Genomic DNA, 21084 nt, shown 5'->3' with positions numbered 1-21084 from the left:
TGAAATACACCCAAATTAGGTCTGATCCGCCATTCATTCACTGCAGAAAATCAGCAAAAACACCTATTTCAATCGTTTGAAATTGCCAGTCGAAACATTTTCTGCAGCAAGCGTCGAAGACAATCAGTAAAGTTACATACGGCACGATATAATCTGATATGCTATTCTGTTAACCAAGCAATAAGAACTATACGGCTTAGCATATTCCTTTATATTAACTAGACACTAACCGATGAAGTTAATATTGCGTTAATTATTACTCCATGGTTCATTCCGCCTCAAACGTAGGAGGAATGTTTCATGGTCGAGCGCGACGTTAATTTTTCGGATGCCCAGAACGATGCTATCGAGTTCGGCGCTGATCAGCAGCCAACTGCAGCAACACCGATTGAAATTGCTCAGGCAACGAATGACCCCGTCTTCGTCGACCCGGCCACGGGCCAGGACATCCAGCAGCCGGCACCCTCCGCCCAGACGATTGGCGCCACGGTTATTCAGGTGGCGGCCGACAACAGAGCCGTTCTGCCCGAGGGCGCATCGATCGAGAACATTGTTGTCGAAGGCGACAACCTGGTTCTGGTTCAGCCGGACGGTACACGCATCATCATCGAGGGTGCTTCTCTCAATGTTCCCACCTTCCTGATCGGTCAGGTCGAGGTGCCCTCCCAGGTTCTCATTGCAGCACTGCAGGCTAACGGCATCAACGTCGCCGCGGGACCCGATGGTACAGTCGCCGTGGTCAGTGCCGGAAGCTCGGGCGGCGACCTGTCGGACGGCGACGGCAACATCGGCGAGGCAGGCCCGGTGATCGACCTGCTCGGCGACACCGATTTCGGTTTCGACACACCGACATTCGAAACGTTTGAAGATGCGGGCAATGTCGATCCGGAACTCGAGGACTTCCTTGCCGGTGGCATCTCAGAGGAAGACCTGTCGACAGGCCTCAAGGAAGGTGACGACGGTTCTGATTCCTCGACCATAACCGGCACCTTTGCCGGCACCGACTTCGAAAACACAGCCCTCACCTATACATTCGGCCTGCCGGCAACAGCGCTCAGCTCAGGCGGCACGCTGCTCGTCTGGTCTATCGACGCCAACGGCGTGCTCGAAGGCCGGGCCGGAGAAGACGGCCCGGTGATCATCCGCGCAGAGATCAGCGGCAATACCTACACCATCACATTGCTCGGCCCGATCGATCACCCCGACACGACACAGGAAGACAGCATCGACCTGCAGATCCCGGTCACTGTGACCGATGTCGACAATGGCACAGACACCGCGATAATGACCGTGCGCATTGAGGACGACAGCCCCGAGGCCAGCGACAACAATAATATCCAGCTCGACGACGATGCCCTTCAATCCGGCCAGACGGAAGGTGAAGGCAGCGACGAGCCCGTGCTGCTGCGCAGCCAGCTGGTCAGCGTCTCGTTCGCAGGCAATCCCGGTGGCGAAGGCGATGATGTGGATTCCGCCAACATATCCGGCATCCTCGCCCATAATTACGGCGCCGATGGCGCCGGATCCCTGCTGCTGACTGCAGACGGCATCGTGTTGCCGGCCGGGTTCACCGCGATCGTGTCGGAGGACGGCCTCGTCCTGACCATCCTGCAAGGTGACGTGCCTGTTCTGGAAGTTGCGCTGCAAGACAGCACGAGCGGTGCCTATGTGGTGCGCCAGCTCAACCCGATCGATCATCCGTCGACGGGCAGCGGGTCGGAAGAACCGGGCGATGATGATCTGCCCCAGTTCGAACTTCTGGCCGTCGAAAAAACACAGACGGCATTCGAGGACAATCTGTTCTTCGACCTGAAATATGTCGTCACCGACGGCGATGGCGACACCGCCATCGGATCGTTCAGCATCGATGTCGACGACGATACGCCGGCCATCGGCGAATCCAGCCTGATCCAGCTGGATGACGATGCCCTGGAAGGCGGCAATGGCGACACCGCCATCGGTGACCAACAGGAAACCGAGGGTGCTCCGCAGGTTGCAGGCGTACTTGCCCATAGCTACGGCGCAGACGGCGCAGGCTCTATCATCCTGACCGGTGTTGCCGGTGCGACCTTCGGCGCGCCCGATTCCGAGGCAAGCGAAGGCACGTTTTTCTACAGCCTCAGCGAAAACGGCCTGACCATCGTCGTCACACAGATCCAGTCCGGCGAACCGGTGGATGTGCTGGAACTGACCCTTTCCGACACGACCAGCGGCAGCTACACCCTGACCCAGCTGAATGCCATCCGGCATCCCGATGGTACAACAGAAGACAATGTCGGCTTCTCGTTCCAGTACAAGGTAACCGATGGTGACGGCGATAGCGTCGATGGCGCGCTTGAGGTCGATGTCGATGACGACGGCCCGGTGCTCGATGTGTCCGCGCCGCAAGCCGTCGGCAGCGGTCTCTTCCTCGAAGGCTTCACGCCGAACAACAACGCATGGGGTACTGGCAGCGGCGTTGCCGCGGGCACGACAGCCGGGGCGTGGACAGTCGGTGCTTCATCCGAAGGCGGCGCTTCGCAGATACAGCTGGAAAAAGTCGGCGACGGTTACCGAGGCGCCGACAGTCTCGGCAACAACACCATGGTCGACATGGAAGCGTCTCCGGGCAACCTGCAGATCAGCCAGTCCGTTTCAGGGCTTGTTGCCAACGAGACATATGAACTGACGTTCGAGATCGGCAAGGCATCTGATGCTTCCGAAGGCAGCGCCAAGCTTGAAGTGTTCTGGAACGGTGTCTCTGTCGGCGTTTTCGATCCGTCGTCAGGAACCCTCCAGACGATATCGATCGTCGTCACGGCCGCGAATGACGGCAACGAGGTGACCTTCCGCGAAATTGGCGCCGCTGGCGACAATACCGGCACATACCTGTCCAACATCTCGCTCAGCGATGCGATCATCATCGACGAGACTGTCGGTATCGATGCCGGCTCCGATGAGTTGACTGGCGTTCAATCGCTGTTTGCCGGCGTCAATGCCGGGATCGATGCCGATATGCCAGAGGCGCAATATGCCCAGGGCACAGGATCTGTCGTCAGGGTGGATGTCGATTTCGGCGCCGATGGTGCCGCAGCCGGTGGTGGCCTTGCCTATGCCTTCACCCTGTCTGCCGATGGCATCGACTCCGGCCTGAAGACCACCGACGGTCAGAGCATCCACCTCTACAAGAATGTCGATGGCCTGGTGATCGGCGTCTACGACGCAGACAATAACGGTGTGTCGTCCAGCGACCCGGTTGCCTTTGCCCTGCATATCGACGGCAGCGGCGTCGTCACAGTGGCGCAGTATGTTTCGCTCTTCAATCCCGATGCAACCACTGCGGACGACGCGGTTCACCTGACGTCTGGAACTCTGTCGGCGATGGTCACTGCGACGGATGCCGACAATGACTCGGCGACCAAATCCGTCGATATCTCGGGACGGATCCGCTTCGAGGACGACGGCCCGATCGTCACGTTGACCGTCAGCGACGAGACAGCGATCACGCTGACAACCCAGGATGCCGATACGATCGGTGAACTGAGCGACACAGCCGTATCGACGGCAAACTTTGGCTCTGTCTTCACCTCCGCCATCGCCTATGGCGCTGATGGCAAGGCGTCTTCCAGCACCGTCTATGTCCTTGGTCTGAACGGCGCCGACGGCGCGGACTCCGGCCTCGACAGCAAGGGGCTGCAGGTCAATCTGTTCGAAATCAATGGGGTGATCTACGGTTCGACAACCAGTTCGGAAGCACAGGCCATCAATACGGCCGTGTTCTCGCTGGCCGTCGATGGCAATGGTGTTGTGACCCTTACACAATTCCAGTCGATCGATCATCCGCTGCCTGGAACCGGTTCCAGCTACGACGAGCAGCTTGCTTCGCTTGCAAACAATCTCGTCTCCCTGACTGCGACCGTGTCCGCGACCGACAAGGACGGAGACACGGACGTCAAGACGGCAAGCATCGATCTTGGCGGCAACATCCACTTTGCCGATGACGGCCCGCGACTGACCGGCACGAAGATCTCGACGATCGTCAATGAAGACGACATCGATACAAGCTGGTCCGACGGCTCGTCGCCGCATGGCGCAAATCAGGCTGACCCGGACAACGATGGCGACAATTCCCACACCGAGGCTGCGTCAGGCCAGGACGATCCGGCCATCGTCACCGGCAGCCTGGCAACGCTTGTGCAGGGCGCCGATACGCCATTCACCTACGGCTTTACCGCCAATGCGCTCACCTATCTGAAGGGCCTCGGGCTGAGCACCAATGAAATGGTAAACGGCCAGAACACCGCTCTCGCACTGACATACCAACAATCCACATCCGGCAGCTGGGTAATCATCAAGGGCATCGAGCCTGACGCACCCGGCAATGGCAGCATCAACAGCTCCAACATCGTCTTTGAACTCAGGATCAATTCGACGACCGGCGCATATGAATTCCGCCTGTTCGATGAGCTCTATCATCAGGCTCCGGCAAATGGTGCCGACGAGAACACCGCGCTGATGTCGGGCGCGGGAACCATCGACGCCATTGTCTTCGGCCAGATCATCCAGGTAACCGATAGCGATGGAGACAGCGTCACCCTCGGCGACAGCTTCGAGATCGAGGTCATCGACGATGTTCCCGTCGCAAAGCTTGAGACACGAGCTGGCGAATATGTGACGATCGACGAAAGCAACGGCAATCAGGCCGACGATATCAATTCGTCCCTGCTGCCAAGCGAAGTCCGCAACCTGTTCAAGGCTCTGGAGCAGAGCAATGCCACCGGCGACGACCCGCATTCGGATGCGGTCAGTGCACTCTCCGGCAAACCGGTCATCGGCTACGCCTACAGCGAAGACCATATCGTCACCAACCTGGGTTCCGGCGTCGGCGCCGATGCTCCGGCCGATGCCTATAAACTGACACTGGAAGTCACAGACGGCACGCCATCCGGCCTCTCCACCACTGAGGGCATGGCCATCCTACTCTACAAGGTCGGCGATCTCGTCGTCGGTCGTGTCGGCGGCCCAAGCGGCACTGTTGCCTTTGCCATTGCCATCGACCAGAACGGCCATGCCGCCATCGCGCAGTACCTGTCGATCAAGCATGATGACGCCGGTGACTTCAACGAAAGCAACGACAACGGCTCGGGCGCCAATGATGCAGCACCGGACAACGATCCGAACCCGGCGCAGGAAACCATTGCCAGCGGCGCCATCAAGGCGGTCCTGACAATTACCGATTCCGATGGCGACACGGTTCGCTCCGAGGCCGTCGATATCTCGCACCAGATCCGCTTCCTGGACGATGGCCCGTCGGTCAGCGTCGATAGCGCCTGGAACGCCGATCTTTCGACAGTTGTTCTCGATGAAACCACTCCGGGCGGCAACCCGAACGACAATACCGGCACCAGCACCTGGACCGCCACCACCGATATCAACGCTGCGCAGGCCATCGGCATCCAGTCCACAGCAGCGTCCGGCCCCGGCAGTGGCACGTCCATCGCCGAACTGTTCAGCGTCTCCGTCAGCCAGGGCGCCGATGGCGCTGTGGTCACAAAGGCCTTCAGCTTCGATTTGCGCGATGCGAGCGGCAACCTTGTCAGCAACGGATCTTCCATCGGCGTCCAGACGACGCTGCGTGTCTCCGATGTCCTGGGGTCCGCCTTCGACAACCTCAGTGCTGCAGGCCAGACCATCTGGCTCTACAAAGTCAGCGACACCCTGATCATCGGGCGTATCGGCGTCGGCAATGCCGACACCAGCGACGATTTCATCGCACTGAAGATCGAACTGACGGGCTCGACCAGCGATCCGCAATTCGTCGTCAGCCAGTACTTGCCGATCGCCCATACCAACAGCAACGATGATGACGAAAGTGCATCGCTCAACCTCAGCGACAAAGACGCAAGCCTGTCGGTGAAACTTACGGTCACTGCCACAGATGGCGATGGCGACGTGGCAAGCGATAGCCAGACGATCAAGCTGATCGACAAAAATGAAACCGTCATCAGGATCGAAGATGACGCACCAACGGTCGATGTGACGGCAAACGCCAATGCCGCCGCGCAGCTGGGTGCAGAGCTCGACGAGACGCAGGGCGCCGATCGTTACAATGGCGCTGAAACCGAAGATGCCAGCGGCAATGCCAATATCGACGACGCAGGTGACGGCCTCGCCCAAGTGACCACCAGCATTGCCGGCGGCCTTGCCAACCTGTTCACCGTCAGTGGCAGCTACGGCACCGACGGGCCGGGCACCACAACCGGTACGCTCAGCTTTGTGACTTCGAGCTGGAGCAACAATGGCTACGCCACGAACCTGCAGGCCATCGATGGTGGCAATATCCGGCTTTTCGTCAATGGTTCGACGATCACAGGTGTCGACACCCAGAACAATACCGTCTTCAAGATCGAGATCATCGGCTCCGGCGCCTCGGCGCAGTTGCAGACGACGCTGTACGAGGCGATCAAGCACACGGACGGCAACCTCTTCGATGCCGAGACCATTCTGAAGGTCACGGGCAATTTGACGATCGGCCTCAAATACGAAGTCGAGCGGACCGATTCCGATGGCGACGACAAGGACGATTCGGCGACAGTCACGCTGATCAACGCCAACACTTCGATCATATCCTTTGACGACGATGGCCCGAAACTGGACGTGTCGGCGCCGCAGGCCGTCAGCAACGGCCTGTTCTTTGACGGCTTCACACCGAACAACAACGAATGGGGCACGGGCAGCGGCGTTGTCGCCGGCACGACTGCCGGCGCCTGGGCTATCGCTGCATCACCTGTTGGCGGCGCAACCCAGATCCAGCTCGAAAAGGTTGGCGACGGCTATCGTGGCGCCGACAGCCCGACCAACAATGCCATGGTCGATCTGGAAGCGTCTCCGGGCAACCTGCAGATCACCCAGGCCGTGACTGGCCTGACATCGGGAGAAACCTACGAACTCACCTTCGAAATCGGCAAGGCCAGTGACGGATCGGCGGGCACCGCCAAGCTCGAAGTGCTGTGGAACGGCGTTTCCGTCGGCACCTACGATCCGCAAAGCGGCCTGATGCAGACGATCTCGGTCGTTGTGACGGCGGCAGGTGGCAACAACACTGTCACCTTCCGGGAAATCGGAACCACCGGTGACAACACAGGCACTTACCTGTCCAACATCTCGCTCAGCGACGCGATCATCATCGACGAGACCGCTGGCGATGATACAGGCTCCGACGAACTGACCGGCGTCCAGTTGCTGTTTAATGGCGTCAATGCCGGTATCGATCCGGAAATGGCGGTGCAATATGCGCAAGGGTCCGGCTCCATCGTCAATGTCACCGCCGATTTTGGCGCCGACGGTGCTGCCATTGGTGGCGGGCTTGCCTATGCACTGACGCTGTCTGCCAATGGTGTCGCCTCGGGCCTGAAAACCACCGAAGGCAAGGATATCTATCTCTTCAAGGATGCTTCGGGCCGGATCGTCGGTGTCTACGATGAAAACAACGACGGCGTTCAAGCGACCGATACAGCTGCCTTTGCGCTGCATATCAATGGCAGCGGCGTGGTCACGATCGCGCAGTTTGTCTCGCTCTACAATCCGAACCCCAACAATGCCGACGATGCAGTACATCTGAATACTGGCGTTCTCTCGGCAAGCGTGACGGCAACCGATGGCGACGGCGACAACGTCACCAAGTCTGCCGACATCTCCGGGCGCGTTCGCTTCGAAGATGACGGCCCGATCGTCACGCTGACGGTCGCCTCGGAAGCAACGGTCCTGTTGACGACGCAGGACGCACAGACGATTGGTAACCTGAGCGACACAGACGTATCGACAGCCGATTTCGGCAGTGCATTCGTCTCGACCGTCAATCTCGGCGCCGATGGCGGCACATCCGTCAAGGCCTTCGTCCTCTCGCTCATGGTCGGCGAAGGCACGGATTCCGGCCTCGACAGCAATGGCAAGCAGGTCAATCTGTTCGAGATCAACGGCGTCATCTATGGATCGACGACGTCGGTTGAAAGCGAAGCGATTGCCAAGGCTGTGTTCTCCTTGTCGGTCAACGGTTCCGGTCAGGTCACCCTGACCCAGATGGAGACCATCGACCACGACCAGCCCGGCTCAAGCTCCGGCTTCGACACGCAGTTTGCCACACTGGCCACCAACCTGGTTTCGCTGACAGCGACTGTCACCGCGACGGACAAGGATGGCGACACAGACTCGAAAACCGCCTCGATCGATCTGGGCGGCAATGTCCGGTTCGCCGATGACGGCCCGCGACTGACCGGCAATACGATCTCGGTCAAGGTCAACGAAGACGACATCGACACCGACTGGTCGGAAGGCACATCACCACACGGCCAATACGGCAACGATCCAGAGAATGACGGCGATGCCTCTTACACGGAGAACGCGTCCGGCGGCGCGGTCGTCAAGGGCAGCCTGGCAGCTCTGGTGAATTCCGGCGCCGATGATGTGGCAACCTTCCACTTTACCAGCAATGCCGTCGCCTATCTTGAGGCGCTCAACCTGACATCCAACCAGCCGGTGAATGGCCACCCTTCAGCCCTGCCTTTGACTTATGTGCAGACCAGCGCAAACGGATGGCTGATCATTACGGCAAGTGAAGCGGATGCTGCGACACCGGGCAATTCCGCCAATCCGGTCTTCGAAATTCGCATCAACACCACAAACGGCGCCTATGAATTCCGGCTGTTCGACGAACTGTATCACAAGGCGCCGGCCAGTGGCGCGGACGAGAACACACAGCTGCGCTCCGGTGAAACCGTCATCGAAGCCATTCGCTTCGGCGATATCATCGAAGCCAGGGACAGCGATGGCGACACCGTCAACCTTGGCAGCAGCTTCGAAATCAAGATCATCGACGACGTGCCGGAAGCCGTGCTTAGGGTCGACTCTGGTGAATATGTCATCCATGACGAAACCGCCGCAATCCAGACGGCTGGCGGTGCCGACGACAAACTCGGTTCGGAACTGAATGCTGAAGTCCGTCAGCTCTTCGCGTCGATCGAGAACACCAATCCACGTGTGACCGGTGACGATCCGGATGCCTCCGGCACCAGCAGCATCTCGAATGCGCCAGTTATCGGCTATGCCTATAGTGCAGACAACATCGTCTCGACATCAGGCTCGGACGTCGGAGCGGATGCCTCTGCGGCAGTGTTCAAGCTGTCGCTGACGATTGTTGAAGGCGCCCTCTCCGGCCTCAAGACAACCGATGGAACCGATATCAAGCTCTACACGCTCGGTGGCGTGGTCGTCGGCCGCGTTGGCGGCGCAACAGGTGCCGTCGCATTCGCGATCGCTGTCGACCAGAATGGTCACCTGGCGCTCGCGCAATATCTGTCGATCAAGCATGACGACCGCGGCGACAACAACGAAAGCAACGACAACGGTTCCGGTTCGAATGATGCGTCGCCGAATGACAATCCAAATCCGCAACAGGAAACCCTGCTTACCAACAGCGTCAAGGTAACCCTGACGATCACAGATTCGGACGGCGACACCGACACTGCGACGGTCGATGTATCGCAGCAGATCCGCTTCCTGGATGATGGCCCCTCGGTCAGCGTCAATGACGTCGACAATGTCTCGCTATCGCTGATCAGGCTCGACGAAACGACCCCTGGCGATCTGCCGAATGACAATACGCCGAACACCGAATGGGTCGCGACGACTGACCTGGCTCAGGCCGTGGCGATCGGCAGCATGGCAACGCCGACGGTTGCAGCCGGAACCTCGGTGTCGGAACTCTTCGCCGTCGATGCCTCGACCGGCGTGGATGGTGGCACGATTACATCCGCCTTCAGCTTTGTCCTCAAGGGCTCTTATGGGCAAACGCTCAACAGCGGCTCAACCACGGGCGTTGAAACCAACCTCAAGGTGGCCAATACCGTCGGATCGCCCTGGTACAATGCCAATGGCCTTGCTGACTCCGGCCAGACGATCTGGCTTTACAAGATCAGCGACACTGTCCTCATCGGCAAGATCGGCCACGATACCAACACGACCAGCGACGATTATATCGTTCTCAAGATCGAGCTGACCGGTAGTGCGAGCACGACGCAGTTCGTGGTCACGCAATATCTGCCGATTGCCCATCCCGATGGCAGCAATCCCGACGATGCCCGCACGTTGACACTGGCTGATCATGACGCCGGTCTGTCGATCAACCTCACCGTCACGGCAACAGACGGCGATGGCGACACCGCGTACGACAGCGAGACGATCGAGATCATCGACCACGACAGCACGGTCGTGACCTTCGAAGACGATGGTCCGCAGATCACGGTTACTTCTACTGCCAACGCCGCAGCCAGCCTTTCGACCGAACTCGACGAGACCGTCGGGGCTGATCGTTACAATGGCGGCGAAATCGAAGCCGGCAGCAATGCCAACACGGATGATGCATCTGGCGTCCTGGCTCAGGTGACGACAAGCGTTACCGGCGGCCTGGCAAGCCTGTTCAATGTGACATCGGATTTCGGTACCGATGGCGCCGGCAGCGTTACGGGTTCGTTCAGCCTGACAAGCACCGGCGGAAACGGTCCGTTTGTCACCAACCTCACGGCGACGAATGGCGGCGCAATCACGCTTTCCTTCGAGAGCGGCGTTCTTGTCGGGCGCGATGCGTCAAACACTCTTGTGTTCAAGATCGAGATTGTCGGCACTGGGGCTTCGGCACAGCTGAAGACGACGCTCTACGAAGCCATCGACCATGGTTCCGACAGCAACCAGTTCGATGCAACGGCAGTGCTGCGTCTTGCAACGCAGGACGCCTCGATCGGGCTGACCTACACGGCGACCATCAAGGATGCCGATGGAGACAGCCGCACCTCGTCCGCAACCGTAACATTGATCGACACGTCAACTTCGCAGTTCGCGTTCGATGACGATGGCCCGATTGCTACAAACGACCTCGCCCAGGCGGCTATCGAAGCCGGCGCCCAGATCGGCGGCAATGTCCTGACCAATGACCAGGCAGGGTCCGATCTTGGCACGCTGACGTCGGTGACAATCGGCGATCAGGCTTATGCAATTGCGGCGAGCGGCACGACGCCGATCAACACAGCTTACGGCACGTATAGCTTCAACAGCAACGGCAGCTGGACTTTCCAGGCGGCCAGCAACCTGAACAACGCCCAGGCGGTCGATGCCTCGTTCACCTACACGCTGACCGATGGCGATGGTGATACAGCGACTGCCGTACAGTCGATTTCTGTTGAAGACGGCGCGCTCCCGACAACATCGAATGGTGTGAACAATCCGCTCGCCCTGACCGTCGACGAAGAAGGTCTCGGCACCGCCGGCGCAACCGGCACCGCTTCGGCCACCGATGTCGAAACATCGGCCGGCACGGTCGGCTTCACCGCGGGCTCCGACAATCTGGTGAGCTACGCCTTCGGTTCCACCGCCGGCATCACCGTCGAGGTCGACGGTGTGGGCAGTGCCGATATCGTCTGGACCGCCAATGGCGCCACCCAGCTGATCGGTTCGATCAACGGCGCCCAGGCGATCATCGTCACCCTGACCGCCCCAGCGTCGGCTATTGCCGCCGGCACCAGCGGCACAGCATCGGTCAATGTCGAGCTGACGGACAACTTCCCGCATGCCAATGCCAATGGTGAAAACAATGTCACGCTGACGGGTATCACGGTTGTCGCAACCGACACCGATGGCGATACGGCGACGGCCTCCGTGTCGGTGACCGTGGTTGACGACGTGCCGACCACGACCGGCAGCGATGCTCAGGGCGCAGAACTGATCGTCAATGGCGGCTTCGAGATCAATCCCGGCGTCACGGCTGGCAATTTCACCACAACCACCGGCGTTACCGGATGGTCTTCGGCCAATAGCATTCCGTTCGAACTGCAAAATGGCAATGTCGGCGGGCTCACCGCCCATTCCGGCGACATCAAGGTCGAACTGGATAGCGACCCGAACACCGGCAACAGCAATGCGACCATCCAGCAGACGGTCAGCGGGCTTGAAGCCGGCAAGACCTATGAGCTGACCTTCTGGTACTCGGAACGTCCGGATGGCAACAATACCAGCGGTGTGAAGGTTTATTTCGACGGCAATCCGGTCTACCAGATCGATCCGCAGTCGGCCGAGCCCGGCTGGCAGAAGATCACGATCTCGGTTACCGCAACCGGTCCGTCGGCTGTGCTCGCCTTCCAAGGTACCGGCGCATCGGATACACTGGGTGCCTATATTGACGATGTCAGCCTGAAAGCCGCCATCATCGACGACGAGGTGCTGTCCGGCGGGATTGACGGAGGACAGGGCGACGCGGCGGGTGCGATCAACAGCGTCAGCGGTAAGATCTCGATCACCGCAGGCGCTGATGGTCTGAAGACCATCGCCGTGACCGGTGCTACCGCCAAGGACGAAACCGGCGCGAGCCAGACCTTGCAGGCGCTATACCAGGGCAAGGCCTATGCGGTCACCTCGACCTGGACGGCCAACGGCCAGGGCGGCGCCTATGTCGGCACCATTGCGACCGATACCGGCCCGAAGACCGTCTATACCCTGACGATGGCCTCCAATGGCAGCTACACCATGGTTCTGCTGCTGCCGCTGGTGCACGCCTTGATCAACGATCCGTCGACGGCCGCAGCAGAGACGAGCTACGAGGACAACCTCACGCTCAGCTTCGGCTATGATGTCACCGACAATGATGGCGATGTGGCATCGGCCGCGATCGTCATCCAGGTCGACGACGACAGCCCGAAGATCGTCCACTCCGATGATCTGTCACTTGCCGAAGATGCATCGCTGTTTAGCGGCACTGTCATCCAGTTGAACGAACTGGGCGCTGACGGCGGCAGCCTGACCTCTGTCACGGTAGGCGATGGCAATGGCACCCAGACCGTTGCGATCCCGGTCGATGGTACTGCGGCAACCGTGGTCACCTCGTTCGGCACCTATACGTTCAAGGCCGACGGCAGCTGGACCTTCGACCCGAGTGCGCAGGTGAACAACGCGGCGGCCGCGACGACATCCTTCAGCTACACGCTGACCGATGGTGACGGCGACCAGGCGACCGGCACGCAGCAGATCTCGATCACGGACGGCGCCAATCCGACAGGACTTGGCAATGCGATCACCTTCCTGCAGGTCGATGACTCGGGCCTAACAAGCAATGCGACGACATCAGACAGCGAGACGATCACCTTCGGGGCCGGCTCCGACGCCTTTGTCTCTGCGGCCTTCTCGACAGACCTCAGCCAGCTCAGCAATGCGCTGACCTGGAACCGCGTGTCCGACACCGAAATCACCGGCAAGATCGGCGGGATCCTGATCGCCACGCTGACGTTGATGACGACGGATCTTGCAGCACAGAACAAGGTGGAAGTGAAGCTGACGCTCAGCGACAACTACCCTCTGCATCCGACACAGGGCGACGACCTTGCCCAGTTCGGCAAGATCAACGTGATCGCGACGGATACCGACGGCGACACGGCCAGCGCGGTCATCTCGGCCGAAGTCTCCGACGATACGCCGAGCCTCAACTTCGCAACCGGTCTCGCAGACATCAACGAAGGCGGCACAATCAACGGCAGCTATAACTTCCATCCCGGCGCCGACGGCGTCAATCAGCTGGAAGTTATCTTCGACGGCGTGTCGAAATTCATCGATCTGACGGATATCGCCACCAATGGCTCGGTCGACTTCACGACAAGTTCGGGAACGTTGACGGTCAACGAAAACAAGACCTGGTCCTTTACCGCCTCCACCGTCTCCGCCGACACGCCGGTCAGCATCAAGCTCAAGGCCGTCGATGGTGACAACGATACCCAGGAAACGACCTATAACTTCACGATCAAGAATGTCAGCGCACCATTCGTTATCAACGGCGCAGTCACCGGCACGGTCGAGGAAGAACATGGGCTGCCGGGTGGTCGCGACGATACGGCAAGCCTGGCTGGCGGCGATCTCGACACCAGCGGCGATCTGAACCTGACGACCAATATCTCGACAGGTTCCTACGGGGATCTGGTGACCGGCGGCAAGGACGGCGTGATCTCCTACGCCTTCCAACTGCCCGCTGACAAGGCGGTCTTCACATCGGCAAATCAGCCGCTGACGTCGGATGACAAGCCGGTCTATTTCGCCCTCGAGGGCGGCAACCTGATCGGTTATGTCAACAGCGACGGCGGCAATTCACCGTATGAAGCTGGCGACACCAAGATCTTCACCATGACGCTCAATCCGTCGACCGGCGCCTATGTCTTCACACTGAATGCGCCGATCGATCATCCGATCAACTCGACGGAGGACGCGATCACCATCAAGCTCGATGACCTGGTACGGGTCACGGATGCAGGCGGCCCGATCGCGGATACATCCGTTGGGCTCGACGCATCGATCACCGTGATCGACGACGCGCCGGTTGCCGGCAATGACACCGCCAGTGTCATCGCAGTGCCGCCGGCAAACTACAATGTCGCCTTCGTGCTCGATTTCAGCGGCAGCATTGGCGACGCAGAACTGACCCAGATGCTCAATGGGGTGAAGGCTGCGGCACAGCAGATTTTCAACAGCACGACGGGCGACGTGAAGATTGAGTTGGTGGCGTTTGGCGACGATGCCGAGGCGCAATCGGTCACAAGCTATGCTGAGCTGGTAACCGTTCTCAACGGCTGGTCAACGGACAGACCGGTCGATGACGACGCCACCAATTTCACGGATGCAATCAAGGCAGTCCTGGCAAATTACTCGGCTCTTCCGGGCTACAATAACCAGGTCTTTTTCCTGAGCGATGGCAATCCGACAGTGAACCTGGGCTCTGGCAGCAATGTCCTGACCTCCACTGTCGCCAGCAGCTGGAACGCATTCGTTGATACAAACAACGTCAAGGTGACTGCGATCGGGGTCGGAGACGGCATCTCGCAAAGCTCGCTGGCACAGATCGACGTCGACGGCAACGTCAACGTCATCCAGCTCGCGAACTTCTCGGATATCGTCACCGCCCTGGTCGACCTCGTCAGCACACCCGCCGTCACCGGCAATGTCCTGACCGGTGGAAGCGCCGCGTCGAACGATTTCTTCGGCGCAGATGGCGGCGCGATCGTCGCGATTTCGAGCGGCAATGTCACAAACCCTGTCGGAGCTTTGGGGGCAACGATTGCTGGCACCTACGGTTCGCTCGTTCTTCAGGCGAACGGCTCCTATGCCTACACCCTTAACAGCACGAGTGCCGCCGTGCGCGGGCTCAAGGGCAACCAGAGCGACGTCGATGTCTTCACCTACAAGGTGATCGACGGCGACGGCGATGTTGCGACCGCAACAATCACCATCACCGTGCAAGGCACCAACGAGGCACCGGCCGGCATCAACGCCACCGTTGCGACGGACGAAGATACGTCGGTCACGCTGACAGCTGCCCAGTTCGGTTTCACCGACATCGAGAATGACGGCCTCAGCGGCATCTTCATCAAGGCGCTGCCAGGCGTAGGCGCTTTGACCTTGAACGGCTCGGCAGTCGCATTGAACACCTTCGTATCGGCTACCGATCTAGCGGCCGGCAAGCTGGTCTTTACGCCGGCGACCAACGCAAGTGGAACCGGCTATGCCTCGATCCAGTTTGCGGTCAAGGACAATGGTGGCACCGCCAATGGCGGCCAGGATACCGATCAGACGCCGAATACGCTGACGATCAATGTGACGGCGGTCAACGATGCGCCGAGCGCGGTGATCAATAACCTTGCCTACACTGCAACGGAGCAAAACGCGCTCGCACTGCATGGCCCCGGTCTCAGTGTCGGCGACATCGACGCCGGCACGAACGATATGACGGTCACCCTGTCGGTGGGTTATGGCAAGCTGACAATAACGTCCGGAAACAGCGGCGTTCAGGTTTCGAACAACAACTCGCCTTCGGTGACGCTGATCGGCACCTACGCTGAAATCAATGCGCTGTTGGCAGGCGGGGGTTCAGGTAACAACAGCAAGACCATATACTATCTGGCCGACACTGACGCCCCTCCGTCGTCCACCACGCTCACGCTGACCGTCAATGATGGCGGCAATTCGGGCACCGGCGGCGCCAAAACTGCCAGTGATGTTGCCACGATCAACATTTCAGCTGTCAACGATGATCCGACGGCCACGATCTCGGCAAGTACCTACAGCGCTACGGAACAGACGACCCTCGTCCTGCACGGGACGGGTCTCAGCGTATCCGATCCGGATGCGGGCATGAACGATGTCACCGTCAAGTTGTCGGTGGGCTCCGGAAAACTGAACGTGGCGGCAGGCGACAGCGGCGTCGTGGTCACAAACAGTGGCACTTCGCTCGTTACACTGGTTGGCACAATCACCGAGATCAACGCTCTATTGGCAGGCGGTGGTGCAAAGACCGTCACCTATATCGCAGACAGCGACACGCCTGCCTCATCAACCACATTGACGCTTTCCGTCAATGATGGCGGCAATACGGGAAGCGGCGGCCCAGATAGCGACACCGATACCGCAACGATCAACATTGCGGCTGTCAATGATGCGCCGACTGCGACAATTGAACAGATAAGCTACAATGCAACGGAACAAGTCGCACTTGCCCTGCAAGGCAGTGGGCTAACGATCGGCGACGTTGACGCGGCATCGGATGATGTCACCGTCACTTTGTCGGTGGGTTTCGGTAAACTGACGGTCGGCTCCGGCTACAGTGGCGTAAGCGTCACCAACAACGGAACAATGTCGGTAACTCTGCTCGGTACGCTTGCAGAGATCAACGCTCTGCTTGCAGGTGGCGGTTCAGGCGGAAGTGCCAAGACCGTAACCTATCTCGCCGACAGCGACATTCCTCCGGCATCAACCGTGTTGACTATGGTCGTGAATGACGGTGCCAACAATGGATCGGGAGGCGCATTGTTGGCAACCGACTTCGCCACGATCAACCTCACCTCAATAAATGATGCGACAAGTCTTAGTGGCGATCGAGTCTATACAAACGCCCAAACTGACGGAACGACAAAAATTCCTGAATGGGCACTGCTATTTGATGATGATCGGGATTCAGTTCTCGATATGACCGGTGTCAACGACAGCAGCAGTTTAAGCGCAAGTTTCTCGTCCGCCGATGGGATTGTTACCATTCTCGACAATGGCGCCAGCACTAGCGGCAACGGCAAGACTGGAGATTTTGACTACGTCATTGCGGGGAACCTTGAAGCGGGTGTCGATCTTTACATCGATAGGAACGGGTCGCTCAACGACTCCGATTCCAACGACGACATCCTCATCGATGCCCTTGCAGGAGCACATTCCCTCGTCGCATCCGGTGGAAACGACATCCTCATCGGCAACGACGGCATCGACACCATGACCGGCGATGACGGCGCGGATGTGTTCGTCATCGGGGCGGACAGTCTCACTGTCGGGATCCACGACATCATTACCGACTATGAGATGAACGATGGCGACGTCATCGATCTGTCGGAAATCCTGTCCGGTCTGGCATCGAACACGGCGTTGGAAAGCAGCTTCGTCAAGCTCGTCCAGGTTGGCGGCAATGCTGAACTTCAGGTCGATACCGATGGTGCCGGAGCCGCGAAATCGTTCGAAACGGTTGCCGTCCTGAACAGCTTCAATGTGACGAATGAACATGTCCGGATCCTGTTCAACGATCACAAAACCGCAGATGATGTTTGATTGCGGCTTGCTCTAAGACCTCGAAGGGCCCCGATTTTTCGGGGCCTTTCTTTTTTCCCGGTCGGCTGAGCAACGGCACACAGCGCTGATATTGATTCATTCACCATAGCAGGCTGCGATTGGCCGTCCTTTGGCATCGCTTGACTTGGCGCAAGCCTGTTGTCCACTTGTCCTCGGCAAACGTTAGCAGCGGGAGAACGACATGGGACACGCACTTTTTGACCTGAGCGGGCGGCGGGCGCTGATTACCGGCTCGTCGCAAGGCATTGGCCTGGCGCTGGCCAAGGGGTTGGCGGAAGCAGGCGCCGAGATCGTGCTCAATGGTCGCGACATCGGCAAGCTGGAGGCCGCCGCACAGGACATCGGTGGCAACACCCGTATCCTCGCCTTCGATGTGACTGACCATGCCGGCGCCCGTGCGGCCGTCGACCGTTTCGAAGCGGACATTGGTCCTATCGACATCCTGGTCAACAATGCCGGCATGCAGCATCGCGCGCCGCTGGAAGACTTTCCGGCCGAGGCCTTCGAAAAGCTGCTGGCGACTAATATATCCAGTGTTTTCAATGTTGGCCAGGCGGTTGGTCGCCACATGATCGCGCGCAAGCGCGGCAAGATCATCAACATCGCCAGTGTCCAGACACGTGCCGCACGCCCGACGATAGCGCCCTATACAGCAACCAAGGGCGCCGTCGGCAACCTGACGATGGGTATGGCGACTGACTGGGCCCGGCATGGGCTGCAATGCAATGCGATTGCGCCCGGCTATTTCGAAACGCCGCTGAATGCGGCCCTGGTTGCAGACCCGGCCTTCACCGGCTGGCTGGAAAAACGCACCCCGGCCGGACGATGGGGCAAGGTCGAGGAACTTGTTGGCGCCTGCATATTCCTGGCGTCGGACGCCTCGTCCTTCGTCAACGGTCATATTCTCTATGTCGACGGGGGAATGACGGTTTCGCTTTAGACCGGGCTCGACGCAAAGCCGGTTTCAGCCGTTGGCATCAATCCGCGAGAAGGCGGCAAGAACGGTGCGCTCCGACTGCAGAAGATAGGTCTCCAGTGCCGCGGCAGCCTCTTGCGTGCGGCCGACCGCGAGCTTTTCCAGGATTTCCGCGTTGAGATCGACATAGGGCGCATGCAGGAGCTCGGGATCATCCAGCAGGCCAAAGCTCAGACGGAGTTCTGCAGCGATCTGGGCATAAAAAACATTGAGCCTCTGACTATCGGCCAGATCGACGATCGCCGCATGGAAAACCATGTTCTGGCTGCCGACGGTTAGCCAATCCTTCGCATCGCGTGCAGCCCTTGCATGTTCGACGGCTGTCTTCATCCGGGCAACGGCCGGATGGTTGGGATAGGCATTGGCGATCGCCCGGCATTCGATCGTGCGCCGCACCCGGTAGATGTCGATGATCGAGGCCATGCTCGGGGTCGCGACAAAAACGCCACGATTGGGCTCGTGGCGGAGCAGACCTTCCTTGGTGAGCAGCCGGAAGGCTTCGCGCAACGAATTGCGCGAGACATCGAGATCGGTGCTGAGTGCTGCCTCGGACAGGCGCTGGCCGGGCTTCAACTCGCCGGCAATCAGCTTGTCGCGGATCTGTTCCGCCAGCCGTGGCGCAAGCGCCGATGTCGTGTCCTGCTCAGCCATGTATGTCCCTTGAGCACCGCAACCGCGATGCACCATCCCTTGCCCGCATCGTTATCGTGCTTCGCACGCAAACAAAACCGGCGGTCACCGGTGAAAACAGTTTTATCTTCTGTCGGTCCCGAGCGGGTTACCTTGACCATAGGGCCTTCAACGCTATCCCGATTTATCCGGCAGGGATAAGATAGTGGACCGAAAGCGAACATGGCATGTCCACCGAGTGGTCAAATTTTGTCCGAACACGCATCAAACATGCCCAGAAGAGAAACAAATCGCTCAGCATTTTCACAACTTAGTAGAACGATAGAATTAAATCGTTGAACAATCTTGACAGAATTGTGAAACGCGACGACGCTGCCCTTATCGATAGTCAAGTCCGACAAGACATTTCGAATGACGAAGCGATCAACGGAGAGGGTAACATGGATCAGAATTCGACATCGCCAGGCGGCGCCAGCCGCGGCAGCGCATCGGGCGGCATGTCCGTCAAATCACGCCGCGCCGCACTGACGGCCGCCATCTTTCTTATGGCCACTTCGGCCATCGGTCCGGGCTTCATCACCCAGACGGCAACATTCACAACCAAGCTCGGCGCAGCATTCGCCTTTGCCATTCTCGCCTCGATCATCATCGATTTCGTCGTCCAGCTGAACATCTGGCGGATCGTCACGCTGACCAAGATGCGCGCTTCCGATATTGCCAATGCCGCCATCCCTGGCACGGGCTATGTACTGGCCATTCTCGTGATCGTCGGCGGCCTGTTCTTCAACATCGGCAATATCGGCGGCGCAGGCCTTGGTCTGAATGCCATGCTCGGCCTTGACCCGAAATGGGGCGGCGCGATCAGCGCCTTGATCGCCATCGCCATCTTCATGTCGAAGCGCGCAGGCGTCGCCATCGACCGGCTGATCGTGGTTGCAGGCGTGTTGATGATCGTCCTGACACTCTATGTCGCGATCGTCTCGGCACCGCCGGTTGGTGATGCACTGTTCCAGACCTTCCTGCCAAGCACGATCGATTTCGCTACGATCACCACAATCGTCGGCGGTACGGTCGGCGGCTACATCACCTATTCCGGTGCCCACCGCCTGCTCGACAAGGGCCAGGTCGGCATCGAGAACCTCGGCGCCGTCAACCGCGCGGCTCTTACCGGCATCGCAGTGACCGGCCTGATGCGCTACGTCCTGTTCCTCGCCATTCTCGGCGTCGTCGCCTCTGGCGTTGTCATCGACGTATCGGGCAAGGGCGCAAACCCGGCCGCCCAGGCCTTCCAGGCAGCTGCCGGTGATGTCGGTTTCCGCATCTTCGGTGCAGTCCTCTGGTTTGCCGCCATTACCTCCGTCATCGGCGCCGCTTACACCTCGGTATCCTTCATCACCGTGTTCAAGCAGGACATTACAGAGCGCGCACGCAACATCGCGACCGTGATCTTTATTGCCGTCTCGCTGTTCTTCTACGTGATCATCACCACGCCGCCAGCCCAGATGCTCGTCTTCGTTGGCGGCCTGAATGGTCTGATCCTGCCGATCGGCCTGTCGATCTTCATCTATGCAGCCTGGGCGCGCTCGGATCTGATGGGTGGCTATCGTTATCCGCGCTGGCTGCTGGTTCTTGGCGTCCTGACCTGCGCGTTGACCTGGTACATGGGCTACAAGTCCATCGGCCCGATCTTCGCTCTGCTGACAGCTGCCGGCTAAGAAATCCCTCCCCGTTTCCCTGAAACGGGGAGTTTCCCTTGCCATTTGTTCTGTGCAATTCCGGATACCTGGCCACCACGGGTCTTACCGGAATTG

At 59.2% G+C, this 21084-nt stretch carries 4 protein-coding genes; 3 read left to right on the top strand and 1 reads right to left on the bottom strand.

Annotation, left to right across the window (positions count from 1 at the left end; all coding sequences use genetic code 11):
* Window positions 1-300: 300 nt before the first annotated feature.
* Complete coding sequence (locus tag GVK95_RS10225) at window positions 301-17646, top strand: DUF5801 repeats-in-toxin domain-containing protein (protein ID WP_159949134.1); 17346 nt, start codon at window positions 301-303, stop codon at window positions 17644-17646.
* A 202-nt stretch (window positions 17647-17848) separates the two neighbouring features.
* Entirely contained in the window at window positions 17849-18607 is a 759-nt protein-coding gene (locus tag GVK95_RS10220; protein WP_159949132.1) for an SDR family oxidoreductase, read from the top strand.
* Window positions 18608-18631: 24 nt separating this feature from the next.
* On the opposite strand, the gene GVK95_RS10215 is transcribed toward GVK95_RS10220, so the two are convergent.
* Window positions 18632-19294 carry a GntR family transcriptional regulator gene (locus GVK95_RS10215; protein ID WP_159949130.1) on the bottom strand — a complete coding sequence of 221 codons (663 nt, stop codon included), beginning with the start codon at window positions 19292-19294 and terminating at the stop codon, window positions 18632-18634.
* A gap of 476 nt (window positions 19295-19770) precedes the next feature.
* On the opposite strand from GVK95_RS10215, the gene GVK95_RS10210 reads away from it, so the two are divergent.
* On the top strand, window positions 19771-20988 hold the full coding sequence (locus GVK95_RS10210) for an NRAMP family divalent metal transporter (RefSeq protein ID WP_244618744.1): 1218 nt from the start codon (window positions 19771-19773) through the stop codon (window positions 20986-20988).
* The last annotated feature ends 96 nt before the right edge of the window (window positions 20989-21084 follow it).

Origin of the sequence: Rhizobium sp. 18065 (assembly GCF_902706095.1) — a bacterium.
Lineage (GTDB): Bacteria > Pseudomonadota > Alphaproteobacteria > Rhizobiales > Rhizobiaceae > Allorhizobium.
The sequence above is the reverse complement of the archived record's forward strand: the minus strand, read 5'-3'. Positions and strand labels throughout refer to the sequence as shown.

Excerpts from the sequence above, each read along its gene's own strand:
- GVK95_RS10225 (WP_159949134.1), top strand. The coding sequence starts at position 301 with ATGGTCGAGCGCGACGTTAATTTTTCGGATGCCCAGAACGATGCTATC.
- GVK95_RS10220 (WP_159949132.1), top strand. The coding sequence starts at position 17,849 with ATGGGACACGCACTTTTTGACCTGAGCGGGCGGCGGGCGCTGATTACC.
- GVK95_RS10215 (WP_159949130.1), bottom strand. The coding sequence starts at position 19,294 with ATGGCTGAGCAGGACACGACATCGGCGCTTGCGCCACGGCTGGCGGAA.
- GVK95_RS10210 (WP_244618744.1), top strand. The coding sequence starts at position 19,771 with ATGTCCGTCAAATCACGCCGCGCCGCACTGACGGCCGCCATCTTTCTT.